A 25,569-nucleotide genomic window follows, 5' to 3' on the forward strand; every position below is an offset into this window, starting at 1 on the left:
GACGCGGCTTGGGTGCGGGCGTCCGGGAGACGCCCGCGAAAGGGGCTTCAGTGATGCCCGCAGAGGGCATCCCGACCCTGTTCACCGAGGATGTTGAACAGGATGTTCAGCACTACCGCCCAGATCGAAGTCATGGCGATGCCGCTGTGAGTGATCGGCTCCATCCATTGGGGCAGCGCGGCGAAGAAGTCCGGACGTACCACCGGCACCATGCCCATACCGATGCTCACCGCCACCAGCAGCTGGTTGCGGCGGTCGGCGATGTCCGCTTCGTGGAGGATGCGGATGCCGCTGGCGGCGACCATGCCGAACATGGCGATGCCGGCACCGCCCAGTACGGCCGGAGGAATCGAGGCAACCAGGAAGGCGGCCTTGGGCAGGAGGCTCAGGATGATCAGGAAGACCGCGGCAGCGGCGGTGACGTAACGGCTGCGCACGCCCGTCATCTGCACAAGGCCAATGTTCTGGGCGAACGAGGAGTGGGTGAAGGTGTTCATGAAGCCGGCGAAGAACGACGCACTGGCGTCGCACAGGAGGCCACGGCGCAGGCGGTTGGGGCAGATCTCGGTCTCGGTGACCTTGCCCAGGGCGAGGAACATGCCGGTGGACTCGACGAAGATGATCACCACCACCAGGCACATGGACAGCACCGGAGCCAGGTGGAACTCCGGCACGCCGAAGTGCAGCGGGGTGACTACGTCGAACCAGGGGCGCTGTTCCATGCCGTCCAGGCTGACCATACCCATGCTGGCGCCAATGATGTAGCCCAGCAGCATGCCGATCAGTACCGAGACGTTGACCCAGAAACCACGCAGGAAGCGGTTGATCAGCAGGATGACGGCCAGCACGAAGGAGGACAGCCCGAGGTATTCGATGGCGCCGAAGTTGGCCACGCCTTCGCCACCCCCCGCCCAGTTGATCGCCACCGGGAACAGGCACATTCCGATGGAGGTGATCACGGTGCCGGTCACCAGCGGCGGGAAGAAACGCACGATGCGGCTCATGAAGGGCGCGATGAGCATGCCGAAGAAGCCGGCGGCGATGGTGGCGCCGAAGATCCCGGTCAGGCCGACGCCGGGCATGCCGGCCATGGCCACCATGCTGCCGACGGCGGCGAAGCTGGCGCCCATCATCACCGGCATGCGGATGCCCACCGGGCCGATGCCCAGTGATTGCACGAGCGTGGCGATACCGGCGACCAGCAGGTCGGCGTTGATCAGGAAGGCGATATCTTCGCGGGAGAGGCCGGCGGCCTGGCCGACGATCAGCGGGACGGCGACGGCGCCGCCATACATCAGGAGAACGTGTTGGAACCCGACCAGCAGCAGCTGCAGCAAGGGCAAACGCTGGTCGACAGGCGAGCCGGTATGGGAGCGCTCAGTTACCACGGACATGCAACACCTCGGTTTTTATTGTTGTCAGTCGCTGGTTGTCGGACGGGTGCGACAACCGGGAAGTACTGGCCGGTCTCACCCCCGGGGCCGAGCGGGTGAAGCGGTGCGGGACTTTATAAACGCGATGTGTATTACGTTCAATCGATTTTTGTATACAACTTGTCGGTCACGTTTTGTCTCGGTGGTGCTGTAGGGCTCTAGGCCGCGTATTTCCTGGTTTTGCGATTTCTGTAGCCATTGGTCGAGTGGACTACATTCTTTGTTTCTGCGGGCATTGGTGCCGGCGGGAAGCAATCGCGGACAGAGTCCGCTCCTACGCGAATGCCAACCCTGGCGTAGGAGCGGACTCTGTCCGCGATCGGCCATGGCGTGCGCCGAAGCCAAGGCGGGGCAGGACCGTTCAGGCATAAAAAAACCGCACCCGAAGGTGCGGTTCTCTCGGCCGTGCCGCAGGCTCAATTAACCTGGGCGCCCCTGGATATCCAGTCGCCGACGAGCTTGCGCTCTTCCGGGGTCATCTGGGTGATGTTGCCCAGCGGCATCACCTGCGAGGCCACCGCCTGCGCCTGAATGCGCGGGGCGAGCTGCTGGATCTGCTGCGGGGTGTCGAACATCACGCCAGCCGGCGCGGTGCTGAACAGGTTGCTGGTCGGCTTGGCGGAGTGGCACACCGCGCAGCGCTCCTGGATGACGTGGTGAACCTCGTTGAAGCCTTCACCGGAGCCCGCAGCCGCTGATGTCTGGGCCGGAGCCTGTTGTGCAGCGGCGGCTTCCGCTGCCTTGGCACGCTCGGCCGGAGTCTTTCCGCCGATGGCGGTTTCCGGCAGTGGCTGGTACTCCACCTTGGCGGCTTGAGCGCTGGTGTCACTGGTCGGCAGGTTCGGGCCGGTGACGAAGGCCAGGGCGATCATGCCGACAGCGCCGGCGGGCAGCGCCCAGGCCATGCCGTTGCCATTGTGGCGGGTGTTGAAGTAGTGACGCACGATCACCGCCAGTGCCGCGATACCGGTCAGGATCAGCCAGTTGTAGTGGCTGCCGTAGGTGCTCGGGAAGTGGTTGCTGATCATGATGAACAGGACCGGCAGGGTGAAGTAGTTGTTGTGGCGCGAACGCAGCAGGCCTTTGGCCGGCAGCACCGGATCGGGCTCGCGACCTTCCTCGATGGCCTTAACCAGTGCGCGCTGGGCCGGCATGATCACGCGGAACACGTTGCCCACCATGATGGTGCCGATGATGGCGCCGACGTGCAGGTAGGCACCGCGACCGCTGAACACCTGGCTGAGCAGGTAGGCGGCGAGTACCAGCAGGCCGAACAGGATAGCGCCGAGCAGGGCGGGCTTTTTGCCCAGCGGGGAGTCGCACAGGGTGCTGTAGACGAACCAGCCGGCGATCAGCGAGCCGATGCCGATGGCCACGGCGGCGGCCGGAGCCAGGTCGCTGCCCGGGGCGATCAGGTACAGGGTCGGGTTCAGGTAGAACACGATGGTCAGCAGGCAGACGCCCGACAGCCACGTGGAGTAGGCCTCCCACTTGAACCAGTGCAGGTTGTCCGGCATTTTCGGCGGGGCGAGCTTGTACTTCTCCAGGTGGTAGATACCGCCACCATGGATCGCCCAGAGGTCACCGGAAAGCCCCTCGCGCGGGTTGGCGCGGTTGAGGTTGTTTTCCAGCCAGACGAAGTAGAACGAGGCGCCGATCCACGCGATACCCACGATCATGTGGATCCAGCGGACCAGCAGGTTCAGCCATTCGATGAGATGTGCTTCCACAGTTTTTTACCTCTTGCCCGGAGACCGCCGTCGCGGTGTGCGGGCCTCTCTTATTAGTTCGCTTGGGGGTCGAGGAGGAGCTGTTCGTCCTCGGTGAAGAAATGCTCGTCGCAGTTGTTGCCAGAACCGCTGCGATCGACCACCAGGAAGTCATCCCGCTTTTCGATCGTCAGCACCGGGTGGTGCCAGACGCCGCGGTGGTAATTGACGCCCTGCTTGCCGTTGGACAGGAAAGCGCGGGCGAGACCCGATACAGGTACGTCGCCAACTGGCGCGACCACGATCAGAAATTGATTGCCGAGCAGCGGGATGAAAGCCTGGCTGCCCTGCGGATGGCGCTCCAGCATGCGGATGCGCAACGGCATCTCCAGAGACTCTGCGCTGAAGATGCTGATGATTGCCTTGTCATCGGGCTGCGCCGTTTCGACGGTGGCGAGCTTGTGATAACGGCGGGTGGAGCCGTTGTTGATCATGAAGAAGTCACTGCCTTCGGTCTCGATGACATCACCGAACGGTGCGAAAGCTTCCTTGGTCAACGGCTCGATCTTCAGGGTGCGCATGGCTGGTCTTCTTTTTCGTTGTTCGCAGTAATCCCCTCCGCTCGGGAGGGGAGTGAAGGTCCGCTCGCTCAGAGCTGCTGCAGGCGGAACATCGCAATCTTGTTGATCTCCGCCAGGGCGGTCTGGAACTCCTGCTCCGGCGTGTTATGGATGCGCTCTTCGAACGCCGCCAGGATCTGGTGACGGTTGCTGCCCTTCACTGCCTTGATGAAGGGGAAGCCGAACTTGGCCTTGTAGGCGTCGTTGAGTTCGGTGAAGCGAGCGAACTCCTCGGCGGTGCAGTCCTGGATGCCGGCGCCGGCCTGTTCGGCGGTGCTGGAGGCGGTCAGCTCGCCGCGCACGGCGGCTTTGCCAGCGAGGTCCGGGTGCGCGTTGATCAGCGCCAGTTGCGCGTCGTGGCTGGCGGACAGAAGGATGTCGGCCATGCGCTGCTGCAGCAACTCGATGTCGTTCAGGCTGTCGTCGACGCCCAGGTCATAGGCTTTTTCGGCGACCCACGGCGAGTGCTCGTAGATGTCGGCGAACGCGGCGACGAAGGCGGCGCGGTCGAGGCTGGCCGGGGTCAGGGTCTGGAAACGGCTCATGCCTTGTTCTCCTGCGCTTGGAACGGGTGGTTCTCGTGCCAGTGTTTGGCGATGTCGACGCGGCGGGCGATCCACACCTTTTCGTGACCCTTAACGTACTGGATGAAACGCTCCAGCGAGGCCATACGCGCCGGACGGCCGAGCAGGCGGCAGTGCATGCCAATGGAGAGCATCTTCGGCGCGCCCTCGGCACCCTCGGCGTAGAGCACGTCGAAGGCATCTTTCAGGTATTCGAAGAAGTCGTCGCCCTTGTTGAAGCCCTGCACCTGGGTGAAACGCATGTCGTTGGTGTCCAGGGTGTAAGGGATCACCAGGTGCGGCTTCTCGGCGGTGCTCGCCGGGTCCCAGTAGGGCAGGTCGTCGTCGTAGGTGTCGGAATCGTAGAGGAAGTTGCCGTCTTCGCGGACGATGCGCCGGGTGTTCGGGCCCAGGCGGCCGGTGTACCAGCCCTGCGGGCGCTGGCCGGTCAGCTCGGTGAGGATGCGCACGGCCTCGAACATGTGCTCGCGCTCCTGTTCCGGGTCCATGTACTGGTAGTCGATCCAGCGGTAGCCGTGGCTGCAGATCTCGTGGCCGTCGGCGACCATCTGGCGGATCGCCTCGGGGTGGCGCTGGGCGGCCATGGCCACGGCGAATACGGTCAGCGGCAGGTCGTGCTTGCGGAACAGTTTGAGCAGGCGCCAGACGCCGGCACGGCTGCCGTACTCGTACAGCGACTCCATGCACATGTTGCGCGCGCCCTTGAGCGGTTGGGCGGCGACCATCTCGGACAGGAAGGCTTCGGATTCGGCATCACCGTGGAGGATGTTGCGCTCGCCACCTTCCTCGTAGTTGAGGACGAAGGACAGGGCGATGCGGGCATCGTTCGGCCAGTGCGGATGAGGAATGTTATTGCCGTAACCGATCAGGTCGCGTGGGTAGTCAGCGCTCACTGCAGTGTTCCTTCTTGTGGTTGGCGGTCGGCGCTGAGTCGGTGGACCGGGCGTCGCCGTGATGGGTGCATTGTATACAAAATGTAGGGCGGTCTGTAAATACAATCTGCGCAACGGTCGTTTCATTCCGCTCGCCACCGGTCGATGGAGGCTGGGTGCACAGCGAGCCCTGTTCTGACACGGGCTTTCCGGCTTTTCGAGCGGTTATGCGTGAGGGTTGCGGGAGGTGCTGCAAGTGCTTTTTAGCGAGTTGAATTAGTTTTTTGTATACAATTAAGCGCGCCGCTGGGTATATTCGCTTCAACCAAACGCACCGGCGGGTTGCCTTGATGGCGACTCGCTCATCCGTATCAACAAGACAGAGGAGGAAGGTGTCGGCCGGCTCCGCCGCAGGACACCGTTAAGCCCATGGGACGCCTGACCACTCACGTACTGGATTCCGCCCACGGCTGCCCCGGCCACGGCATCAAGATCGAGCTGTACCGCGTCGAAGGCCAGCAGCTGGAACTGATCACCACCCGCGTGACCAACGATGACGGCCGCTGCGATGAGCCGCTGCTGCAGGGCGAGGACATGCGCGCCGGCGTTTACCAGTTGCTGTTCAATGCTGGTGACTACTACCGCGCCCGTGGTGTCGAGCTGCCCCAGCCGGCCTTCCTCGACCAGGTCGTGCTGCGCTTCGGTGTTGCCTCGGAAAGCGACCACTACCACGTACCACTGCTGATTTCCCCCTACAGCTATTCCACCTACCGCGGCAGCTAGTCCCCGCCCGTAGGTCTTCCCCCTGACTCTTCGTGGAGTCTTCCTCAGCCCGCCCACACTGCGGGCTTTTTTTTGCCTGTCGCTCAGGGAAGTGCTTAGGAATCGCGGGCGGGATGGGCGTAATTGGGCTAGAAGGAGTGAGGGAAAATCTGTTTCGAGGGATGGTATGAGCAGGATTCTGATCGTCGATGAACAACCGGTGACCCGTCACGCGTTGCGGCTGATGATGGAGGCGGATCGGCATGAGGTGGTCGGCGAGGCGGACAACGGGCCTGACGCGTTGCATCAGGTGCGCGTGTGCAAGCCGGACCTGATGATCCTCGAGTTGTCGATTCCGCGCCTGGGCGGGCTGGAAGTCTTGCAGCGGCTGGTGGCACAAGAGTCGCCGGTGAAGGTGCTGGTGCTCACCTCGCAGGATTCCGAATACTTCGCCGGGCGCTGCCTGACTGCCGGCGCTGCGGGCTTCGTCAGCAAGCAGGAGAATCCACAGGCGGTGCGCGAGGCGGTGCGAGCCATCGCCCAGGGGCACAGTTATTTTCCGGCCCATGCACTGGGCAGTGTCAGCGCCGCGGAAGAGGCTGGTCAGGGGGAGTTGCTCAAGGGGCTGTCGGTTCGGGAGCTCAGTGTCCTGCAGCTATTGGCCCGCGGCCTGAGCAATATCGCCATCGCCGATCAACTGGCGATCAGCGACAAGACGGTGAGTACCTACAAGGTGCGGCTGATGCAGAAGCTGCATGCCAAGTCGCTGGTGGAACTGATCGATATCGCCCGTCGCCATGGTTTGGTGGAGGGGGGCGCCCGCGAAGGGCTGGAGACCGCGGAGCATGAACTGGACGACGAGCAGCGCCGTGAACTGGGGCTGCTGCGCAACATGCTCGAAGCGATTCCCTATCCGGTCAGTTTCCGGGGGATGGATGGCCGCATCCTGTACTGCAACGAATCGGCCCATCTTGCGTGGGGCAAGACAAGGGAGGAGATGATCGGTCATCTCCTGGCCGACCTGGGCATCTTCGCCAGCGATGACGAGGGGCGTTTTCTGGGGGAAAAGGTCCTGGCTGCTATCGCCAGTGGTACCCCCATCGATTCGGATGTCGAGTTTCATTCGGCTCAGTATCAGCGCAGGGTCGTGCATTTCTGGGCGCGACCTTATCGGGATGCCCAGGACCGGCTGGTCGGGGCGATCACCGGTGCGATCGATGTCACGCATCGTGACGACCTGCTGCGAAACCTGCGCAGCACCAACGCCCGGATCGAGTCGGTCAGTCGTGGCAAGAGCCAATTCCTTTATGGCATGAGCGGTGAGTTGCAGGGGCCGTTGCAGAACATCATCGCGATGATCGGTCTTGCACTGAACCAGGAAGACCCCGAGCGCCGCCGCGAGCCTCTGCAGGTCGCGCATTCCATGGCGGGTAATCTGCTGGGCTTGCTGGAAGATATCTCGCTGCTCAATCGGGTGAAGACCGGCCGGCTGGCGCTGGTGCCGGAAGAGACGGACCTGCGTGCGCTGATCGAGCGCCAACTGGAACTGATACAGGCGACCGCGCAGGGCAAGGGCGTGGCGCTGGAGGTCGATTTCATCCTGGCGCTCAACCCCCGTGTCTGGTGTGACGCGCCACGTTTGCGGCAGGTGGTGCACAACCTGTTGAGCAATGCCTTGAAGTTCACCGACCAGGGCTCGGTACGCGTGCGCTTACTGGCCAGAGGGACGGGACAGGGGATGGTCGAGGTGCAGATCGATATCGCCGACAGCGGCGTTGGCATGACCGAGCAGGAGCAGGACGAAGCCTTCGAGCCCTTTGCGCTGCCGCTGGATGCTGAGCGCATCCGCCATGGCGGCACAGGCCTGGGGCTGGCGCTCACGCGTGCATTGGTGGGGCTGATGGGCGGTTCCCTGGGGTTGAGCAGCCGTCTTGGCGCAGGGACCGAGTTCAGCGTCAGGCTGCTGCTGCCTGGCGTCGAGGCGTGAAGTCATGCGCTGGCGGTAAACCTGCCCCGGCGAGATCCTTCGACTGAACGCAAAAGGCCCCGGCATTCGCCGGGGCCTTTTTCATCGTGCGCTGGAATGGCTCAGAGGAAGATGAACTTGGCCACGAAGATCGCGCACAGCGCATACAGGCTGATGGTCACGTCCTTGTGACGGCCGGTGAAGACCTTCATCGCTACGTAGGTCACGAAGCCCATGGCGATGCCGTCGGCGACCGAGAAGGTCAGCGGCATCATGATCACGGTGACGATGGCCGGGATGGTCTCGGTGTGCTCGTTCCAGTCGATGTGGGCCATGCCGCCCATCATCAGCATGGCGACGTAGATCAGCGCGCCGGCGGTGGCGTAGGCGGGGATCATGCCGGCCAGCGGAGCGAAGAACATCGCGGCGACGAACAGCACGCCCACCACCACGGCGGTCAGGCCGGTACGGCCACCCGCGGCAACACCCGCAGCGCTTTCCACGTAGCTGGTCACCGGCGGTACGCCGAGCACGGCACCGAAGGCGCTGGAGGTGCTGTCGGCCTTCATCGCTTTCGACAGATTCTCGATGCGGCCGTCTTCACGCACCAGGTGCGCGCGCTGGGCGACGCCCATCAGGGTGCCGGCGGTGTCGAACATGTGCACGAAGAGGAAGGCCAGGATCACGCTGATCATGGTCACGTTGAACGCGCCGCTGATGTCCATGGCCATGAAGGTCGGCGCCAGGCTCGGTGGCATGGAGAACACGCCGCCGAACTGGACGATGCCCAGGGCGATGCCGGCCACGGTGACGGTGAGGATGCTGATCAGAATGCCGCCGAACACGCGGCGGTATTCCAGTACCGCGATCATCAGGAAGCAGATCGCCGCCAGCAGCGGGCCGGGGCTGGTCAGGTCACCCAGGTGCACCAGGGTGGCCGGGCTGGCGACCACGATGCCGGCAGTCTTCAGGCCGATCAGCCCGAGGAACAGGCCGACGCCGGCGCCCATGGCGAAGCGCAGGCTCACCGGAATGCTGTTGAGCAACCATTCACGAATGCGCGAGAAGGTCAGGATCATGAAGGCGATGCCGGAGATGAACACCGCGCCCAGCGCGATCTCCCAGCTGTAGTTCATGGTCTTGACCACGGTGTAGGTGAAGAAGGCGTTGAGGCCCATGCCCGGGGCCAGGCCTACTGGCCAGTTGGCGTACAGGCCCATCAGGAAGCAGCCCAGCGCCGCGGCAAGGCAAGTCGCGACGAAGGCGGCGCCGTGATCGATGCCGGCGTCGGCCATGATGTTGGGATTGACGAAGATGATGTACGCCATGGTGATGAAGGTCGTGAGACCCGCGGCGAGTTCGGTCTTCACGGTGGTGCCGTGCTGGCTGAGCTTGAACAGGCGTTCGAGCAGGCCGGTAGCAGGCGGGCTGGTTGCAAAGGTTTGTTGTTCTTGTTTGGTGCTTTCCACAGCGGTACTCCTCAACGCTCTTGTTGTTGGTCCCTTGCCGTTGGCTGGTTCACCTGCGTCCCTTGCGCTAACGGAAAGAGTTGTGAGGGTGTGAATGTTGACCTTTGGGTCAGGAAGTCACGCCGCGATTATGCAGTTGTGTACAAAAAGTTCAAATAATGTTTGGTGACTTTCTGAAAGATTTTTACAAGCAAAGGCTCGGAATGGTCGCTGGCTGATCTTCTCCCTGTTTCCTCATCGTGCGGCTTTGGCGCGGATGGGGAGTCATTCGTGACGGCTGCACGATGGTGGCCACTTTGTGTACACTGTGCCCCATGCCTGGCCCGCGGCCAGCTCTACCCCAGTCCCCACGGATTTCGCGCCGGTTCAACCCGGCTGAGCAGGGTTCGACTCCGATGACCGACCAGTTGCAACAGATCAGGAAGCAGCCGCGCAATGGCAAGGCCCGCAGCGGCACTCAGGACGAGATCGTCTACGCGCACATTTTCGACGCCATCCTCGAGCAGCGCCTGGCGCCCGGCACCAAGCTGAGCGAAGAAGCCCTCGGCGAAATCTTCGGCGTCAGCCGCACCATCATCCGCCGTGCGCTGTCGCGCCTGGCCCACGAACAGGTCGTGCTGCTGCGCCCGAACCGTGGCGCCGTGGTCGCTAGCCCGAGCATCGATGAAGCCCGGCAGATCCTCTTCGCCCGCCGCACCGTCGAGCGCGCGATCACCGAGTTGGCCGTGGACAACGCCAGCGGCGACATCCTCGCCGAACTGCGCGAGATGGTGAAACAGGAGCAATCCAGCTTCGCCCGTGGCGACCGTGGCGCCGGCATCCGCCTCTCCGGCGAATTCCACCTGAAACTCGCCGAGATGGCGAAGAACGCGCCGCTGGTGGTTTTCCAGCGCAGCCTGGTGTCGCAGACCTCGCTGATCATCGCCCAGTATGAAAGCGGCGGTCGCTCGCACTGCTCCTTCGACGAGCACAACGAGATCCTCGACGCCATCGAGAAGGGCGACAAGGAAAAGGCCGTGACACTGATGATGCACCACATGGCGCACATCGACGACAAGCTGAACCTGGACGTGGACGGCGCCTCCGGCGACCTGCACGCAGTGTTCTCGCACCTGCTGGGCAGCAAGAAGAAGCCGCGCCGCAGCAAGGCTGACGCCGACTCGGCAGCCTGATCGCCGAGCCAGAAAAAAGCCCCGCCGATGCGGGGCTTTTTCGTTTCGGCACGGACAGATCTCCGTAGGAGCGAGCTTGCTCGCGAACCTGATTCACGCCGATACCCAATGGTGCCGTGCGTTCGCGAGCAAAAACTGGGCGCCCCCTCGCTCCTACAGGTTCTGCGCGGTTTCCTGGCCTTGCTGCCAGCCCCCGCCGAGGGACTTGTAGAGCAGCACCAGCGTGGTGGCCACGGCTTCGCGGCCCCGCACCTGCTGTTCTTCGGTAGCCAGCAATTCGCGCTGGGCACTGAGCACGTTGAGGAAGTCCACGGCGCCCGCCTTGTACTGCTCGCGGGCGTTGGCCAGTGCGGTGCGGCCATGCTCGGCAGCTGTATCGAGGCTCGTCAGGCGGCGCTGGTCGGCGGCGTAGTCGGTGAGCGCGTCGTCCACTTCCCGCCAGGCGTTGAGCACGGTGCGGCGGTAGGCGATGGCCGATTCCTGCTGCTGCGCTTCGCGCAGGGCGAGCATGCCCTTCAGGCGGCCTCCCTCGAAGATCGGCAGCGACAGGCTCGGGCCGATGCCGAAGGTGCGGCTGTTCCAGTCGCCGAAATTGGACAGCTGCAGCGCCTGGAAACCGAAGCTGCCGTTGAGGCTGATACGGGGGTAGAAGTCCGCCTTGGCCACGCCGATGCTGGCGGTGGCGGCGTGCAGCGCGGCTTCGGCGCGGCGGATGTCCGGGCGGCGCTGGGCCAGTTCCGAGGGCAGCCCGACTGGCACGCCACGCGGAGGCTGCGGTACGGGTTTGGCCTGGGCGAGTTCGGCCTGCAGCGCGCCGGGCGCTTCGCCGAGCAGGTAGCCCAGGGCGTTGATCAGCCGCGCCTGGCGCTTCTGGGTGTCGGGCAGGCGCGCTTCGATGCTGGCGACCTGGGTCAGCGCCTCGGCTACGTCCAGCTCGGTGGCGACGCCATCGGCGCGGCGCAGGCGGGTCAGCTCCAGGCTGCGCTGGGCGATCTCCAGATTGCCGCGAATGATGGCTTCCAGGTCCTGTTCGGCGCGCAGTTGCAGGTAATTGCGCGCGGTCTCGGCGAGCACCGAGACCAGCACGTCGCGGCGGTTTTCCTCGGTGGCCTGGACATTGGCGTCGGCAACTTCCAGCTCGCGACGCACACGGCCCCAGAAGTCCAGCTCCCACGACAGGTCGAAGCCGCCGTCGAGTTGGTTGAAATTGTCCGTGCCGGCTTTGCCGGACGGGTCGCTCAGGCCCACTTCGCTGTTGCGCTTGCGCTGGTAGCCCAGGTCCGCGCCGACGTTGGGCACGGCATCGCCGCCCAGCGCCTGGCGGATCGCCCGGCTCTGCTGCAGGCGCGCGTCGGCTTCGCGCAGGTCGAGGTTGGCATCCGTCACGCGGTGTTGCAGGTCGTTGAGCTGTGGGTCGCCCAGCAGCGTCCACCACTGCGCTTCCAGCGGCGCGTTGAGGGTCTGGCTCGGTGCGTTGCCGCGCCGGGCAGACCAGTCCACCGCGTCGGCATCGTCCGGACGCTGGAAGTCCGGGCCGACGCTGCAGGCGCCGAGTGCCAGCAGGGCGATGCTCCCTAGCACCAGGAGTGGGGGCGTGCGTGCCGCGATCATTGCACGGCCACCTTCTGTTCTTTTTCGACGTGCTTGTCGGCTTGCTTGCCGGTGTCGATGCGGGCGATCACCGACATGCCCACGCGCAGCCTGTCGCGCAGCGGCTGGTCGGCGTCGAGGACGATCTTCACCGGGATGCGCTGGACGATCTTGGTGAAGTTGCCGGTGGCGTTGTCCGGGGCGATGGGCGCGAAGCTCAGGCCGGTAGCCGGGGCGATGCTGTCGACATGACCGCGCAGCTTTTCGCCGGGGAAGGTGTCGATACTGATCTCCACGGCCTGGCCGGGCTGTACGTCGGTCAGCTGGGTTTCCTGGAAGTTGCCGACCACGTAGGCGTTCTGCAGAGGCACTACCGCGAGCAGCGCATTGCCCGGCGTGGTGTAGGCGCCGACGCGCACGGCGCGGCGGCCGACCATGCCGTCGAAAGGTGCGCGAATCTCGGTGTATGACAGGTTCAATTGCGCCTGCTGCAGTTGTGCCTGACCACGCTTCAGCGCGCCGAGGGCCTCGGCCTGCTGGGCCAGCAGCACATCGAGCTGCTTGCGGGCGGCGAGGGCGGCGGCCTTGTTCTTGTCCAGCACGGCCTTCGCCGAGTCGACGCGCGAGCGTGCCTGCTGGGCGTTCTGCAGTGTGCCGGCGCCCTGGGTGGCAAGGTGCTGGTAGCGGTTCAGTTCCTGCGAGGCGAAGGTCAGCGCGGCCTGGTCGGCCTGCACCTGGGCGGCGCTCTGGGCGATTACCGCCTGCTGGCGTTCGAGGTCGGCGGCGACATGGTGATGGCGCGCCTCGGCGGCCAGCACGTCCGCTTCGGCGGCATCCAGCGCGGCGCGATAGTCGCGGGCATCGATGCGCGCCAGGACTTGCCCGGCCTTCACCGGCTGGTTGTCTTCCACCAGCACTTGCTCGATGAAACCGGAGATTTTCGGCGCGACCAGGGTGAAGTCGGCATGGATGTAAGCGTCGTCGGTGCTCTGCTCGCGGCTGGGGCCCAGCAGGCGCAGCAGGAGGTAGACGACGAGGGCAAGCAGCAGCACGGCAACCAGGGCCAGACTGCCGCGACGGGAGCTCAGTTTCGGCATGGGCAGACCTTTCATTGATTAGGAATGACAGGGCGCGGCGGGTAGACCCGCAGCGGCAGCAGGGGGATCAGGACGAGCAGGGCGGCGGCCAGCCAGGACATCGCCAGCAGCGTGTCGGAGGCGGCGAGCACGCCGGCCTGGCCCCGCACCTGGCCGGCCAGGCGACCGATGTTCTCGGCGCCGCCCAGCTGCTCCAGGCGCAGGCCAAGGGCTTGCGGGGCATTGCCCAGGTGATCGACCAGGCGATTGGAGTGGTAGTGCTCGCGCCAGGTCATCAGGATCGACACCACGGCGCTGCCGAGCACCGCCGAGAAACCGCGTACGCTGTTGAACCAGGCTGAGGCGAACGGCCCTTCGATGGGCGCGACGACACTGGTGGCGGACATCAGCAGCGGCACGATGGCCATCGGCTGGCCGACAATCTGCAGCGCCAGCAGCCAGTAGAAGTTCTCCCGCGTCCATTCGCTGGTGAGCTGGCTCATGCCAAAGGCCGAGAGGCCGCACAGGCTGATGCCGATGGCCAGCACCCAGCGGCAATCCACCCGCGGGATGTTGCACAGCCCGGCCACCAGCGGCAGCGAAATCAACTGCGGCAGCGCCACCAGCAAGGCCATGGGCGCCGATTGCAGCGGGCGATAGCCGTGGGCCGAGGCGAGGTAGGAGGCCGGCACGCCGGCACAGGCGCCGAGCACCACCAGTACGCCGGCCAGGGTGATCAGCGAGTGGGTGAAGTTGCGCCGCTTGAGGATGTCCAGACGGAAGAACGGCAACGGGTGCGTCCATTCGTTGACGAAGAACGCCACCAGCAGCCCGGCGCCGCCGACCACCAGCAGGATGATCAGGTCGGACTCGAACCAGTCCAGGCGCTCACCCTGCAGCAGGCCCATCACCAGCATCAGGATGCCCGGCAGGCCGAGGGCCAGGCCGAGGTAATCGAATTGGCGCAGGCGCTCCAGGCGCAGCGGGTCCTGCGGGATGCCCCAGGCGACGGCGGCCAGCGCCACCGCGCAGAGCGGGATGACCTGCCAGAACACCCACTGCCAGCCGACGAACTCGGTCCACAGCGCCGCCAGCGGCATGCCGAGGTTCGGCGCAAAGGTCGCGGTCAGCGCATAGGCGCCCAGGCCATAGAGCTTGATTCCCGGCGGCAGGAAGCGCAGCGCCACGGTCATCAGCATCGGCGGCATGCAGCCGCCGGCGAACCCCTGCAGCAGGCGCAGCAGGTACAACGTCTCGACATTCGGCGCGAAGGGGCAGAGCAACGCGAGCAGAGCGAAACAGGCGATGGCGCCGAGGGTGAAGCGGCGCAGCGAGACAGTGACCGAGAACCAGGGCGCGAAGGCCATGGCGGCGACCTGCGCCGCCGAGTACAGAGCGATCAGCCAGGTGCCTTCGTCGTGGCCGATGGACAGCGCGCCACGTACGTCGGTCATGGCCAGGTCGGTGACCTTCTCGTTGAGGCCGGCGCTGAGGGAGGCGATCAGTACGCCAAGCATGCCGACCACGATGCGCAGGCCGAATGGCTGGGCAACGGGTGCGGCAGGTTTCGCGGGTTGCGGGCTGGCGGCGGAAATCGGGGCGAGCGCGGTCATGGCCGGCCTCCATGGGGATGGCCGATGCCGCCGCCCTTGGGCGGTGCTGTGCAAGGCATAGGAATCAACTCGGGTATTTGCGACCGAGTCTAGGGAAGGGTGATAGCTGTGGAAATTGAAATGATTGCAGCTAATTAGTGCGCGCAGCGCACTTTGTGCGCGTTCAGCTCAGCAGGCCGGAGCTCTCGCGCAATTCGATGCACACGCGCTTCACCGTTTGCCGCAGCCAACTGTGCGCCGGGTCATTGTCGAAGCGCGGGTGCCAGGCCTGGATGATCACCACCGACTTGAGTGGCAACGGAATATCGAACTGGCGCAGGGCGAAGCCCAGGCGATCCAGGCGCCACAGCGAATGCTCCGGAATGGGCAGCACCAGCTCGGACTCCAGCAGGGCGAAGATCGAGGAGTGGAAGGTCGGCGCGGTCAGGCGAATTTCCCGTTGCAGCCCGAGGTTGGCCAGTTCCTCGTCGATCGGCCCGCGGGATTTGCCGCGCCGCGACACACTGATCTGAGGAAACGAGGCGAAGCGCTCGGCGGTGATCTCGTCGTCGAAGATCGGATGGTCACGCCGCGCCAGGCCGACGAAGTTGGTGGTGAACAGGGTCTGCGTGCGGATTTCCGGTTCCAGCGTGGAAGCGCCGCCGATGTACAGGTCGATACGGTTCTGCCGCAGGGCTTCGTCGTCGAAGTCGGCCTCCGGAGCGATGCGCAGGCTGCAGCGCGGTGCCTCGTCCTTCATCACCGCGAGCATGCGCGAGGCGAAGCCGCCCACCAGTACGTTGTTGGAACGCAGCACGAAGCAGCGTTCGAGCTGGTCCATGCGCAGGTTTCCCTTGGCGTTGAACAGGCGCATGGCGTGTTCCACCAGGTCGCTGACTTCCTCGCGCAACTGCAGCGCACGGGGTGTGGGGACCAGGTTGCGGCCGGCGCGGACCATGATCGGGTCGCCCACCGCCTCGCGGATGCGCGACAGGGTGCGGCTCATTGCCGGCGGGCTGAGGTGCATGCGCCGCGCGGCGCCGACCACGCTGCCTTCTTCCAGCAGGATGTTGAGGGCGACCAGCAGGTTGAGATCGGGCAGGGCCATGGCGACTCCGGAGGGTTGGCGCGATGCCATTCATGTTCCATTGCGACGGGCCCGATGGGCAAGCGTGCGTTTCATGCAATGGTCCATTACGTTTTGCGTGCCTTTACGCTCCGCGCCCTGGCCCGAAGAATGGCGGCGGATTTCGTTTCACGAAGGAGAAAGGCATGTTCAAGCGGATTCTGCTGGCCATCGACGGCGCGGCGCAGTCGCCGCGCATCATCGCGACCGCCGGCGAGCTGGCGCGCTGCAATGGGGCGCAGGTGCATGTGGTCTGCGCGGTGGACCGCGCCTTCACCATGCCGCGCCAGGACGCGCTGGAGTACCCGCCGGCCGAACAGGAGCAGCACCAGGCGCAGGCGCTTGTTGACGAGGCGGTGGTGCAGTTACAGCCCTGCGTTGCGTCGGGTGCCGTGGTGGCGGGTGATCCGGCGCGGGCGATCCTGCGCGAGGCCGAGAAGCTGGGGTGCGACCTGATCGTGATTGGCCACCGGCACCTGGGGCGCATCGAACGACTGCTGGACCCATCGGTGGGGCAGCGGGTGATCGAGCGAGCGCCGTGTCCGGTGCTGGTCGAGGTGCGGGAATAGGGGCGTCTTTGGGTTCGGTGCCGTGCGGTTCGCGAGCAAGGACTAGGCGTCCCCCTCGGTCCTACAGGTCCACGCCGGCGCGCTCTTCGTAGGAGCGAGCTTGCTCGCGAACCCTACCGGATTCCGATATTGCCGGCGGGTGCGGAAAGAAAAGCGGCCCCGGCGCCGGGTTGGTCCTGAGCGAGGACCCGGCGCCGAAGCCGTAAAGGGTCAACCGCGGCGATGCACGTTGCGACCGTGCGCGAAGGTTTCCTTCACGGTACGGTCGTCGCCGAGGATGACCAGTGCGAAGAGTTTCTCCTCCAGGGTCTTGGCCTGCTGCAGGCGGTAGTCCAGCAGCGGGGTGGCCTTGTAGTCGAGGACCACGAAGTCGGCCTCGTTGCCCTGGGCGAAGCTGCCGACCTTGTCCTCCAGTTCCAGCGCGCGGGCGCCGCCGAGGGTGGCCAGGTACAGCGATTTGAACGGGTCGAGCTTGATGCCCTGCAGCTGCATCACCTTGTAGGCCTCGTTCAGCGATTGCAGCTGGGAGAAGCTGGTGCCGGCGCCGACGTCGGTGCCCAGGCCGACCTTGACCTTGTGCTTCTCCAGCTTGGCCAGGTCGAACAGGCCGCTGCCCAGGAACAGGTTGGAAGTCGGGCAGAAGGCCACGGCCGAGCCGGTTTCCGACAGGCGCTGGCATTCGCCGTCGCACAGGTGCACGCCGTGGGCGAACACCGAGCGCGGGCCGAGCAAGCCGTGGTGGTCATAGACGTCCAGGTAGCCCTTGCGCTCCGGGAACAGTTCCTTGACCCACTCGATTTCCTTGAGGTTCTCCGACAGGTGTGTGTGCATATAGACGCCCGGGTGCTCCTTGAGCAGGCGGCCGGCGGCGTCCAGCTGTTCCGGCGTGCTGGTCGGGGCGAAGCGCGGGGTCACCGCGTAGAGCAGGCGGCCCTTGCCGTGCCAGCGCTCGATCAGCGCCTTGCTGTCGGTGTAGCTGCTTTCGGCCGTGTCGGTCAGGTAGTCCGGCGCGTTGCGGTCCATCATCACCTTGCCGGCGATCAGGCGCAGGTCGAGCTTCTCGGCGGCGCCAAACAGCGCGTCCACCGACTGCGGGTGCACGGTGCCGAATACCAGCGCAGTGGTGGTGCCGGCGCGCAGCAGTTCCTTGAGGAAGATGCCGGCGACATCGGCGGCGTGGGCCGGGTCGGCGAACTGCTTCTCGGTGGGGAAGGTGTAGGTGTTCAGCCAGTCCAGCAGTTGCTCGCCGTAGGAGGCGATCATGCCGGTCTGCGGGTAGTGGATGTGGGTGTCGATGAAGCCGGGGGTGATCAGCGCGTCGTGGTAGTGAACCACTTCGACGCCGCCCAGTTGCGGCAGCAGCTCGGCGGCGTGGCCGACGCGGGCGACCTTGCCGTCTTCCACCAGCAGGATGCCGTCTTCGAAGTACTGGTAGGATTTCTCCACACCGACTTCGGCCGGGTCGGCGACGCTGTGCAGGATGCTGGCGCGGTAGGCTTTGGCTTGAGTGCTCATCAATCTCTCGCAAATCGGATTGGCGCGTCTTTCGACGCTTTTCGATGGGTATCGCTTCGCTCGCGGAGCGCCGCCCGACCCATCCTACAAAAAGCTGGTCATGGTTCCGTAGGATGGGTGGAGCGAAGCGATACCCATCACGAAGCCATGCAGGTTTGAATTCAGGCGCCGCTTTCGGCAGTGCGCGCGCGGCGGCTCGTGGGTAACAGTTTGGCCACGGTGTTCTCACCCTTGCCGGTCTCCTGACCGAAGGTGGCGTTGTAGGTGGCGATCACCTCGCCGGCGATGGACACGGCGATTTCCACTGGCAGCTTGCCCTTCACCTCGCTGATGCCCATGGGGCAGCGCATGCGTTGCACGGTGTCGGCGGCGAAGCCACGGTCACGCAGGCGGTGTTCGAACTTGGCGCGCTTGGTGTCCGAGCCGATCAGGCCGAAGTAGGTGAAGTCGTTGCGTTGGAGGATCTTCGCGGTCAGCTCCAGGTCCAGCGCGTGGTTGTGGGTCATGACGATGAAGTAGCTGCCGGCGGGCATCTCGTCGATCTCGTCGATCACGTCCTCGTTGATCACCCGGGTCACGCCCTCGGGGATGTAGCCGGGGAATTCGGCTTCCCGCGAGTCGATCCAGCGCACCTTGCACGGCAGGCTGGCGAGCAGCGGCACCAGCGCGCGACCGACGTGGCCGGCGCCGAAAACGGCGATGTGCGCCTGCGGCTGGCCCATGGGTTCGAACAGCAGCACGGTGGCGCCGCCGCAGCACTGGCCGAGGCTGGCGCCGAGGCTGAAGCGTTCCAGCTTTGGCTCGCGCTCGCGGGCCTGCAGCATGTCGCGGGCAATCTGCATGGCCTTGAATTCGAGGTGGCCGCCGCCGATGGTGTCGTAGGCGTTGCCTGCGCTGATCACCATCTTCGAGCCGGCGTTACGCGGGGTCGAGCCGCGCTCTTCGATGATGGTCACCAGCACGCTGGCTTCGGCGCGCTGTTGCAGGTCGGCGAGGGCACTGATCCAGTTCATCGTTACGAACCTCAAGGGTGTAGTCGTAGGGCGGATAACGCGTTCCGCGTTATGCGCCCTACGGTTTGTCCGTTCGTGGGGCGCGCGAAGCGTTCCACGACTCTTGAAAGGAGGGGCGCCGCTGGCAGGGCGGAGGACGGAAGTGGGGACGTCTCTCCCGGCCAGCGGTGCCCCATGGTCACATCACGCCGGCTCGACCTGAGCCGGTGTTTTCTCGGCCTGGGCCAGCTTCAGCTTGCGCATCTGCTCCACGCCCCAGAGCACGCGCTCGGGAGTGGCCGGGGCGTCGATCTGCGGCTGGGCGCGGTAGTCGGCCAGGCTGGCCACGGCGTCCTTGATCGCGCAGAACACCGAGATGCCCAGCATGAACGGCGGCTCGCCGACGGCCTTGGAGTGGAACACCGTCTGCTCGGGGTTCTTGCGGTTCTCCACCAGCTTCACCCGCAGGTCGATGGGCATGTCGGCGATGGCCGGGATCTTGTAGCTCGCCGGGCCGTTGGTCATCAGCTTGCCCTTGGCGTTCCAGACCAGCTCTTCCATGGTCAGCCAGCCCATGCCCTGGACGAAGCCGCCTTCCACCTGGCCGATGTCGATGGCCGGGTTCAGCGAGGCGCCGACGTCGTGGAGGATGTCGCTGCGCAGCATCTTGTACTCGCCGGTGAGGGTGTCGACGATCACCTCCGAGCAGGACACGCCATAGGCGAAGTAGTAGAACGGCCGGCCGCGCGCCTGGCTGCGGTCGTAGAAGATCTTCGGTGTGCGGTAGAAGCCGGTGGAGGACAGCGACACCTGGCCGAAGTAGGCCTGCTGCACCAGTTCCTCGAAGGGCAGGATCAACTCGCGCACGCGCACCTGGTTGTTGCGGAACTCGACGTCTTCCTCGGTGACCTTCCAGTGCTTGACGGCGAACTCGACCAGGCGCTGCTTGAGGGTTTCGGCGGCGTTCTGCGCAGCCTTGCCGTTCAGGTCGGCGCCGCTCGATGCGGCGGTCGGCGAGGTGTTGGGCACCTTGTCGGTGTTGGTCGCGGTGATCTGCACGCGGTCGATGTCGACCTGGAAGACTTCGGCCACCACCTGGGCGACCTTGGTGTTCAGGCCCTGGCCCATCTCGGTGCCGCCGTGGTTCAGGTGGATGCTGCCGTCGGTGTAGATGTGGATCAGCGCGCCGGCCTGGTTGAGGAAGGTGGCGGTGAAGCTGATACCGAACTTCACCGGGGTCAGCGACAGGCCTTTCTTCAGCACCGGGCTATTGGCGTTGAACTCGCGGATGTCGGCGCGACGCTTGGCGTATTCGGCGCTGGCTTCCAGCTCCTCGGTCATCTCCTGCAGCAGGTTGTGTTCCACCTGCTGGTAATAATGGGTGACGTTGCGCTCGTCCTTGCCGTAGTAGTTGCGCTTGCGTACTTCCAGCGGGTCCTTGCCCAGATGGCGCGCGACCGCGTCCATGATCTCCTCGATTGCGACCATGCCCTGCGGGCCGCCGAAGCCGCGGTAGGCGGTGTTCGACGCGGTGTTGGTCTTGCAGCGATGACCGTTCACCGTGGCGTTGCCGAGGAAGTAGGCGTTGTCGGAGTGGAACATCGCGCGGTCGACGATGGAGCCGGAGAGATCCGGCGAGTAGCCGCAGTTGCCGGCCAGCTCGATGTTGATGCCGTGCAGCAGGCCGTCGTCCTCGAAGCCCACGTCGTATTCGACGTAGAAGGGGTGGCGCTTGCCGGTCATCTGCATGTCTTCGACACGCGGCAGGCGCATCTTCGCCGGGCGACCGGTGAGGCGCGCAATCACCGCGCACAGGCACGCCGGTGCGGCAGCCTGGGTTTCCTTGCCGCCGAAGCCGCCGCCCATGCGGCGCATGTCGATGACCACCTTGTTGAAGGAGATGCCCAGCACTTCGGCCACCAGCTTCTGCACTTCGGTGGGGTTCTGCGTGGAGGTGTAGACGATCACGCCACCGTCTTCGGTGGGCATCACCGAGGAGATCTGCGTCTCCAGGTAGAAATGCTCCTGGCCGCCGATGTGCAGGGTGCCCTGGATGCGGTTTGGCGCGGTGGCGAGCTGGCCTTCGGAGTCACCGATCTTGTGCTGGTGGCTGTCGAGCACGAAGTGCTTCTTGCGCAGCGCTTCGACCACATCGAGCACCGGCTCCAGGTCTTCGTATTCGATGATCGCGGCCATGGCCGCCTTGCGCGCGGTTTCCAGGCTGTCGGCGGCGACCGCGAGGACCATCTGGCCGACGTACTCGACTTTGCCGTCCGCCAGCAGCGGATCACCGGCCACGACGGGGCCGATGTCCAGCTGGCCGGGCACGTCATCCTTGGTGATGGCGATGGTGACGCCGGGGAAGGCGTAGCACGGCGCGGTGTCGATTTTCAGAATGCGCGCGTGGGCTCGGTCGCTCATGCGGGCATAGACGTGCAACTGGTTGGGGAATTCCAGGCGGTCGTCGATGTACTGCGCTTCGCCGCTGACGTGCTTGGGCGCGCTCTCGTGCTTGACGCTGCGGCCCACGCCGGTGGTGAGGTCGGCGCGGAACAGCGCCGTGAGTTCTTCCTGGCTCTTCTGGGGCTTATGCATAGTGGGTCACCCGGGTCACGGCCTGAGGGGCTTCCAGTTCCAGGAAGCACTTGCGCAGCAGGTTCTGCGCGGTGAGCAGGCGGTACTCCTTGCTCGCACGGAAGTCGGTGAGCGGGGCGAAGTCCTCGCTCAGTGCCAGCGCGGCGCGTTCGAAGGTGGCGCTGTTGAAGGTCTGGCCGAGCAGCGCGGCCTCGCAGGCCTTGGCGCGTTTCGGGATGGCGGCCATGCCGCCAAAGCCGGTGCGCACGGCGGTGATCTTGCAGTCTTCGACGGTGAGCTGGAACGCGGCGCAGACGGCGGAGATGTCGTCGTCCAGGCGCTTGGAGACCTTGTAGGCGCGGAACGCCTGGTTGGCCTGCGGACGCGGGATGATCACCTGTTCGATGAACTCGCCTTCCTGACGCGCGGTGACCTTGTAATCGATGAAGTATTCGTCGATGGGCAGCTCGCGACGCTCGGAGCCCTTGCGCAGCACCAGGCGTGCGCCGAGGGCGATCAGCAGCGGCGGCGAGTCGCCGATGGGCGAGGCATTGCCGATGTTGCCGCCGAGGGTGCCCTGGTTACGGATCTGCAGCGAGGCGAAGCGGTGCAGCAGCTCGCCGAAGTCCGGGTAGTCGCGGGACAGTGCTTCATAGCAGTCGGTCAGCGGAGTCGCTGCGCCGATCTCGATGCGGTCGTCGAAGACTTCGACGCGCTTCATTTCCTCGACGTGGCCGACATAGATCATCACCGGCAGTTCGCGGTGGAACTGGGTGACTTCCAGGGCCAGGTCGGTACCGCCGGCCAGCAGGCGAGCCTGCGGGTTGGCGGTGTAGATGTCGGCCAGGTCGGCGATGGTCAGCGGCAGCAGGCAGCGCTTGTCGCCGCTGTTCAGCTCGGCGGTTTCACTGGGCGCGATGGCCTTGAGCTGGGCGATGATCTCGGGCTGGGCGACGTCGAACTGATCCGGCTGCTTCTGGCAGCAGGATTGTTCGGCGGCGTCGAGGATCGGGCGGTAACCGGTGCAGCGGCACAGGTTGCCGGCCAGCGCTTCATGGGCCTCGGCCTTGCGCTCGTCGACGTTCTCGCCGGCACTGTTCTTCTGCAGGGCGAACAGCGACATGACGAACCCGGGAGTGCAGAAGCCGCACTGCGAGCCGTGGCAATCGACCATGGCCTGCTGCACACCGTGCAGTTCGCCGCGGTGCTTCAAGTCATCGACGCTGATCAGCTGTTTGCCGTGCAGCGAAGAGACGAAGGTCAGGCAGGAGTTGAGGGTGCGGTAGCGGATGCGCTCGGCACCTTCTTCGCCGACCAGTTCACCGACGACCACCGTGCAGGCGCCGCAGTCACCGGAGGCGCAGCCCTCCTTGGTACCGGTCTTGCCCAGGTGCTGGCGCAGGTAGTTGAGCACGGTGAGATTGGGATCGAGGCGGTCTTCGACGCGCAGCTCGCGATTGAGCAGGAACCTGATCAAGGCTTGCCTCCAGGCTGGTTCTTGTTTTTGGTAGGGCACTGGATGGCGAATCTATGAAAAGCTGACTTTAGAGTCAATAAAAATTCTGTCGCAATGGTCAGAAAGTTTTTCGGCGGGTGATAAACGGCATCTGGATAGGGTTATTCCGCGTGCGGACTACGCGCTGAATGGCAGGGGGCGCCCAGATCCGTAGGGCGGATAACGCGCCAGCGTTATCCGCCGCAGGGCCTACATTCAGCAACTGCGCGCTTTTGTAGGAGCGAGCTTGCTCGCGAACCGCCGTGATTGCCGGTGAGCGCGGTCCTTGTCGGGCATGCTGATGCCGCCCCCTCGCCCTTTGGGAGAGGGGTGGGGTGAGGGCGGCCCCAGGTCGAAGAGCTTCGCGAGCAAGCTCGCTCCTACTAAAAGCCATAAGCAAAAAAAGGCGGCAAGCCCGGTTAGAGCTTGCCGCCAAGGCGTGGATCGGGTCGATCAGGCTTGCTGGGTGGCGCTCAGCTGGTATTCCTCGCCGGCGTAGTAGGCGCGCACCCGGCGATCCATCACCACGCGCCAGAGCGGCGGGAACAGCGCGAGGACGATCATCCCGGCGTAGCCGTTGGGCAGCTGTGGGCTCTCGTCGAAATGGCGTAGCACCTGGTAACGGCGCTTGGCGTTGGCGTGGTGGTCGGAGTGGCGCTGCAGGTGGAAGAGGAACAGGTTGGTCAACAGGAAGTTGCTGTTCCAGGAGTGCTCGTGGGTGGTCCGCTCGTAGCGCCCGGTCTCCAGGCGGCGGCGGTGCAGGCCGTAGTGCTCGACGTAGTTGACGATCTCCAGCAGGGTGAAGGCCATCACCGACTGGCCGATGAAGTACAGCGCGCCGATCCAGCCGAAGGCCACGCTGAAGCCGACCAGGAACAGTGCGCTGATCGCGTACCACCAGAGCAGCTCGTTGCGCCAGTGCAGCGCCGGCAGACCCTTGCGCTTGAGGCGTTCGGTCTCCAGCCGCCAGGCGTTGAGGAAGTTGTGCTTGTAGGCATGGGGCAGGAAGGCGTACAGGCTCTGGCCGTAGCGCGAAGACGAGGCGTCTTCCGGCGTGGAGACATGCACATGGTGGCCACGCACGTGTTCCACCTTGAAGCCCGCGTAGCACACCGCCGCCAGCAGCAGGCCACCGGCGTTCTGCTCCAGTGGCGGGTCCTTGTGGATCAGTTCGTGGGAGACGGTGATGCCGATAGCGCCCATCACCGTGCCGACGGAAAGAATCCAGCCCAGTTGGCCGACCCAGTTCCAGGCGTCATAGGTGGCCAGTACCCAGCCGCCGTAGACCAGCATGCCCAGCAGCAGCGGCACGGTCAGCAGGCTGAGAAAGCGGTAGTAGCCTTCGCGCTCCATGGGCGGGACTTCCTCCGCCTCGTCGGGGTTGGCCGGGTCGCGGCCGACCACGAAGTCCAGCAGCGGGATCACCCCGAACACCACGGTGATCACCAGCCAAGGCCAGGCATTGGGATAGTCGCTGCCGTAGGACCACCAGTAGCTGAGGGGGATGCCAAAGACCGGGACCAGCCAGATCCAGTAGCCGGCTTTCTTCAGACGCAACATCCAGGCAGAGGAAAGGAACAAAGCGAACATGGACGACTCCCGATACGTCTCTTGCGTAGGATTGTCAGACAATCCTGCGCCTGATCCTTCCGGCGGACGCACCAACCTTTGTTCAGTCGTCCTCCCTGCGCGGGGGATGGCGCGGTAACACCCTGTGTTACACTTCGCGCCCGCAAGACCCCCTCGAAAGCTCCCCGATTCTTAAGGACAACCATGACGTTCAAGGCCCCGGACAGCCTGGCTGAGCAGATCGCGCATCACCTTGCCGAGCGCATCATCCGGGGCGAACTCAAGGAACGCGAGCGCATCCAGGAACAGAAGGTCACCCAGACCCTCAACGTCAGCCGCGGCTCGGTCCGCGAGGCGCTGCTGATCCTCGAACGTCGCCATCTGATCGTGATCCTGCCGCGCCGGGGGGCGCAGGTGTCCGAGCTGTCTGCCGCGCACGTCGAAAGCCTCTACTCGCTGGTGATGGAGCTGTACATCATGCTCGCCAGCAGCGTGGCCCGTACCTGGCGCGAAGAAGCCGACCTGGCGCCCTTCATGGCGATCCAGCAGCGCCTGCTCGATGAACTCGAACGCGGCGACATCAACGCCTTCGTCGAATCCAGCTTCGACATCATGCGCGCTGCCTTCCCGTTTGCCGCCAACCCCTACCTGCAGGAAACCGTGGAAAATCTCCTGCCGGCCATCAGTCGCACCTATCATCTGGCCCTGGAACGCCGCAAAGGCGAGATGAGTCAGTTCATCGGCAGCTTCGAAAATCTGCTGCGCGCGGTGGTGGGTCGCGATGAGGCGGGCATCCGCGAGGTTCTGCTCGACTACGGTCGGCACAACAGCCAGCTGGTCTTGGCCGCACTGGCTGAACGATAAGCTCTCAACAAGAGACGGAC

At 64.8% G+C, this 25,569-nt stretch carries 20 protein-coding genes; 5 read left to right on the top strand and 15 right to left on the bottom strand.

The window, feature by feature from the left end; genetic code table 11:
* Nucleotides 1-47: 47 nt before the first annotated feature.
* The 5 genes from CTR55_RS11820 to puuE form a co-directional block, all read right to left on the bottom strand.
* Nucleotides 48-1,394: a nucleobase:cation symporter-2 family protein gene (locus tag CTR55_RS11820; protein ID WP_296286283.1), complete on the bottom strand. Its 1,347-nt coding sequence runs from the start codon at nucleotides 1,392-1,394 to the stop codon at nucleotides 48-50.
* A 455-nt stretch (nucleotides 1,395-1,849) separates the two neighbouring features.
* On the bottom strand, nucleotides 1,850-3,163 hold the full coding sequence (locus CTR55_RS11825) for a urate hydroxylase PuuD (RefSeq protein ID WP_296286284.1): 1,314 nt from the start codon (nucleotides 3,161-3,163) through the stop codon (nucleotides 1,850-1,852).
* 53 nt (nucleotides 3,164-3,216) lie between these two features.
* Nucleotides 3,217-3,723, bottom strand: coding sequence for an ureidoglycolate lyase (locus tag CTR55_RS11830; protein ID WP_138214778.1), 507 nt, complete (start codon nucleotides 3,721-3,723; stop codon nucleotides 3,217-3,219).
* A 68-nt stretch (nucleotides 3,724-3,791) separates the two neighbouring features.
* On the bottom strand, nucleotides 3,792-4,307 hold the full coding sequence (gene uraD / locus CTR55_RS11835) for a 2-oxo-4-hydroxy-4-carboxy-5-ureidoimidazoline decarboxylase (RefSeq protein WP_054910388.1): 516 nt from the start codon (nucleotides 4,305-4,307) through the stop codon (nucleotides 3,792-3,794).
* Nucleotides 4,304-5,239 (bottom strand): allantoinase PuuE, encoded by a 936-nt coding sequence (gene puuE / locus CTR55_RS11840; protein ID WP_296286289.1) that lies wholly within the window; start codon nucleotides 5,237-5,239, stop codon nucleotides 4,304-4,306. Before puuE ends, uraD begins: the two co-directional genes overlap by 4 nt.
* 408 nt (nucleotides 5,240-5,647) lie before the next feature.
* Here puuE and uraH point away from each other — a divergent pair, with 408 nt between their 5' ends.
* Both uraH and CTR55_RS11850 read left to right on the top strand, forming a co-directional pair.
* On the top strand, nucleotides 5,648-6,001 hold the full coding sequence (gene uraH / locus CTR55_RS11845) for a hydroxyisourate hydrolase (protein ID WP_296286291.1): 354 nt from the start codon (nucleotides 5,648-5,650) through the stop codon (nucleotides 5,999-6,001).
* Nucleotides 6,002-6,167: 166 nt separating this feature from the next.
* A complete protein-coding gene (locus tag CTR55_RS11850) occupies nucleotides 6,168-7,967 on the top strand; it encodes an ATP-binding protein (protein WP_296286293.1) in 1,800 nt (599 codons plus the stop codon).
* A 101-nt stretch (nucleotides 7,968-8,068) separates the two neighbouring features.
* On the opposite strand, the gene CTR55_RS11855 is transcribed toward CTR55_RS11850, so the two are convergent.
* Nucleotides 8,069-9,415 (bottom strand): NCS2 family permease, encoded by a 1,347-nt coding sequence (locus tag CTR55_RS11855; RefSeq protein ID WP_296286295.1) that lies wholly within the window; start codon nucleotides 9,413-9,415, stop codon nucleotides 8,069-8,071.
* A gap of 395 nt (nucleotides 9,416-9,810) precedes the next feature.
* Between CTR55_RS11855 and CTR55_RS11860 the strand changes: the two genes are divergently transcribed.
* Nucleotides 9,811-10,587, top strand: coding sequence for a GntR family transcriptional regulator (locus CTR55_RS11860; RefSeq protein ID WP_296286296.1), 777 nt, complete (start codon nucleotides 9,811-9,813; stop codon nucleotides 10,585-10,587).
* Between the two features lie 153 nt (nucleotides 10,588-10,740).
* On the opposite strand, the gene CTR55_RS11865 is transcribed toward CTR55_RS11860, so the two are convergent.
* The 4 genes from CTR55_RS11865 to CTR55_RS11880 all read right to left on the bottom strand — a co-directional run bounded on the left by CTR55_RS11865 (nucleotide 10,741) and on the right by CTR55_RS11880 (nucleotide 15,953).
* Nucleotides 10,741-12,198 (bottom strand): efflux transporter outer membrane subunit, encoded by a 1,458-nt coding sequence (locus CTR55_RS11865; protein WP_296286297.1) that lies wholly within the window; start codon nucleotides 12,196-12,198, stop codon nucleotides 10,741-10,743.
* Nucleotides 12,195-13,274, bottom strand: a complete 1,080-nt coding sequence (locus tag CTR55_RS11870; RefSeq protein ID WP_296286298.1) for an HlyD family secretion protein — start codon at nucleotides 13,272-13,274, stop codon at nucleotides 12,195-12,197. Before CTR55_RS11870 ends, CTR55_RS11865 begins: the two co-directional genes overlap by 4 nt.
* 11 nt (nucleotides 13,275-13,285) lie before the next feature.
* Nucleotides 13,286-14,866, bottom strand: coding sequence for an MFS transporter (locus CTR55_RS11875; RefSeq protein WP_296286299.1), 1,581 nt, complete (start codon nucleotides 14,864-14,866; stop codon nucleotides 13,286-13,288).
* Nucleotides 14,867-15,029: 163 nt separating this feature from the next.
* Nucleotides 15,030-15,953 carry a LysR family transcriptional regulator gene (locus CTR55_RS11880; RefSeq protein WP_296286301.1) on the bottom strand — a complete coding sequence of 308 codons (924 nt, stop codon included), beginning with the start codon at nucleotides 15,951-15,953 and terminating at the stop codon, nucleotides 15,030-15,032.
* 164 nt (nucleotides 15,954-16,117) lie between these two features.
* On the opposite strand from CTR55_RS11880, the gene CTR55_RS11885 reads away from it, so the two are divergent.
* The gene (locus CTR55_RS11885) at nucleotides 16,118-16,540 is read left to right on the top strand and encodes a universal stress protein (protein WP_296286303.1); all 423 of its coding nucleotides are present in this window, start codon (nucleotides 16,118-16,120) and stop codon (nucleotides 16,538-16,540) included.
* A gap of 210 nt (nucleotides 16,541-16,750) precedes the next feature.
* Here CTR55_RS11885 and guaD read toward each other — a convergent pair whose 3' ends face one another.
* The 5 genes from guaD to CTR55_RS11910 all read right to left on the bottom strand — a co-directional run bounded on the left by guaD (nucleotide 16,751) and on the right by CTR55_RS11910 (nucleotide 24,706).
* The gene (gene guaD / locus CTR55_RS11890) at nucleotides 16,751-18,055 is read right to left on the bottom strand and encodes a guanine deaminase (RefSeq protein WP_296286305.1); all 1,305 of its coding nucleotides are present in this window, start codon (nucleotides 18,053-18,055) and stop codon (nucleotides 16,751-16,753) included.
* Nucleotides 18,056-18,216: 161 nt separating this feature from the next.
* Nucleotides 18,217-19,068, bottom strand: a complete 852-nt coding sequence (gene xdhC / locus CTR55_RS11895; protein WP_296286307.1) for a xanthine dehydrogenase accessory protein XdhC — start codon at nucleotides 19,066-19,068, stop codon at nucleotides 18,217-18,219.
* A gap of 183 nt (nucleotides 19,069-19,251) precedes the next feature.
* Nucleotides 19,252-21,642: a xanthine dehydrogenase molybdopterin binding subunit gene (gene xdhB / locus CTR55_RS11900; protein ID WP_296286308.1), complete on the bottom strand. Its 2,391-nt coding sequence runs from the start codon at nucleotides 21,640-21,642 to the stop codon at nucleotides 19,252-19,254.
* Nucleotides 21,635-23,098 (bottom strand): xanthine dehydrogenase small subunit, encoded by a 1,464-nt coding sequence (xdhA, locus tag CTR55_RS11905; RefSeq protein WP_296286309.1) that lies wholly within the window; start codon nucleotides 23,096-23,098, stop codon nucleotides 21,635-21,637. Before xdhA ends, xdhB begins: the two co-directional genes overlap by 8 nt.
* A 471-nt stretch (nucleotides 23,099-23,569) precedes the next feature.
* Nucleotides 23,570-24,706, bottom strand: coding sequence for an alkane 1-monooxygenase (locus tag CTR55_RS11910; protein ID WP_296286312.1), 1,137 nt, complete (start codon nucleotides 24,704-24,706; stop codon nucleotides 23,570-23,572).
* 183 nt (nucleotides 24,707-24,889) lie between these two features.
* Between CTR55_RS11910 and CTR55_RS11915 the strand changes: the two genes are divergently transcribed.
* Nucleotides 24,890-25,549: a GntR family transcriptional regulator gene (locus CTR55_RS11915; RefSeq protein ID WP_296286315.1), complete on the top strand. Its 660-nt coding sequence runs from the start codon at nucleotides 24,890-24,892 to the stop codon at nucleotides 25,547-25,549.
* Nucleotides 25,550-25,569: the final 20 nt, after the last annotated feature.

The sequence above is a fragment of the Pseudomonas sp. genome (assembly GCF_002796985.1).
Taxonomy (GTDB): Bacteria; Pseudomonadota; Gammaproteobacteria; order Pseudomonadales; family Pseudomonadaceae; genus Pseudomonas.

What these genes read in the sequence shown, in the direction of transcription:
- CTR55_RS11820 (WP_296286283.1), bottom strand. Translation starts at nt 1,394, where the DNA reads ATGTCCGTGGTAACTGAGCGCTCCCATACCGGCTCGCCTGTCGACCAG.
- CTR55_RS11830 (WP_138214778.1), bottom strand. Translation starts at nt 3,723, where the DNA reads ATGCGCACCCTGAAGATCGAGCCGTTGACCAAGGAAGCTTTCGCACCG.
- uraD (WP_054910388.1), bottom strand. Translation starts at nt 4,307, where the DNA reads ATGAGCCGTTTCCAGACCCTGACCCCGGCCAGCCTCGACCGCGCCGCC.
- uraH (WP_296286291.1), top strand. Translation starts at nt 5,648, where the DNA reads ATGGGACGCCTGACCACTCACGTACTGGATTCCGCCCACGGCTGCCCC.
- CTR55_RS11850 (WP_296286293.1), top strand. Translation starts at nt 6,168, where the DNA reads ATGAGCAGGATTCTGATCGTCGATGAACAACCGGTGACCCGTCACGCG.
- CTR55_RS11860 (WP_296286296.1), top strand. Translation starts at nt 9,811, where the DNA reads ATGACCGACCAGTTGCAACAGATCAGGAAGCAGCCGCGCAATGGCAAG.
- CTR55_RS11865 (WP_296286297.1), bottom strand. Translation starts at nt 12,198, where the DNA reads ATGATCGCGGCACGCACGCCCCCACTCCTGGTGCTAGGGAGCATCGCC.
- CTR55_RS11870 (WP_296286298.1), bottom strand. Translation starts at nt 13,274, where the DNA reads ATGCCGAAACTGAGCTCCCGTCGCGGCAGTCTGGCCCTGGTTGCCGTG.
- CTR55_RS11875 (WP_296286299.1), bottom strand. Translation starts at nt 14,866, where the DNA reads ATGACCGCGCTCGCCCCGATTTCCGCCGCCAGCCCGCAACCCGCGAAA.
- CTR55_RS11880 (WP_296286301.1), bottom strand. Translation starts at nt 15,953, where the DNA reads ATGGCCCTGCCCGATCTCAACCTGCTGGTCGCCCTCAACATCCTGCTG.
- CTR55_RS11885 (WP_296286303.1), top strand. Translation starts at nt 16,118, where the DNA reads ATGTTCAAGCGGATTCTGCTGGCCATCGACGGCGCGGCGCAGTCGCCG.
- guaD (WP_296286305.1), bottom strand. Translation starts at nt 18,055, where the DNA reads ATGAGCACTCAAGCCAAAGCCTACCGCGCCAGCATCCTGCACAGCGTC.
- xdhC (WP_296286307.1), bottom strand. Translation starts at nt 19,068, where the DNA reads ATGAACTGGATCAGTGCCCTCGCCGACCTGCAACAGCGCGCCGAAGCC.
- xdhB (WP_296286308.1), bottom strand. Translation starts at nt 21,642, where the DNA reads ATGCATAAGCCCCAGAAGAGCCAGGAAGAACTCACGGCGCTGTTCCGC.
- CTR55_RS11910 (WP_296286312.1), bottom strand. Translation starts at nt 24,706, where the DNA reads ATGTTCGCTTTGTTCCTTTCCTCTGCCTGGATGTTGCGTCTGAAGAAA.
- CTR55_RS11915 (WP_296286315.1), top strand. Translation starts at nt 24,890, where the DNA reads ATGACGTTCAAGGCCCCGGACAGCCTGGCTGAGCAGATCGCGCATCAC.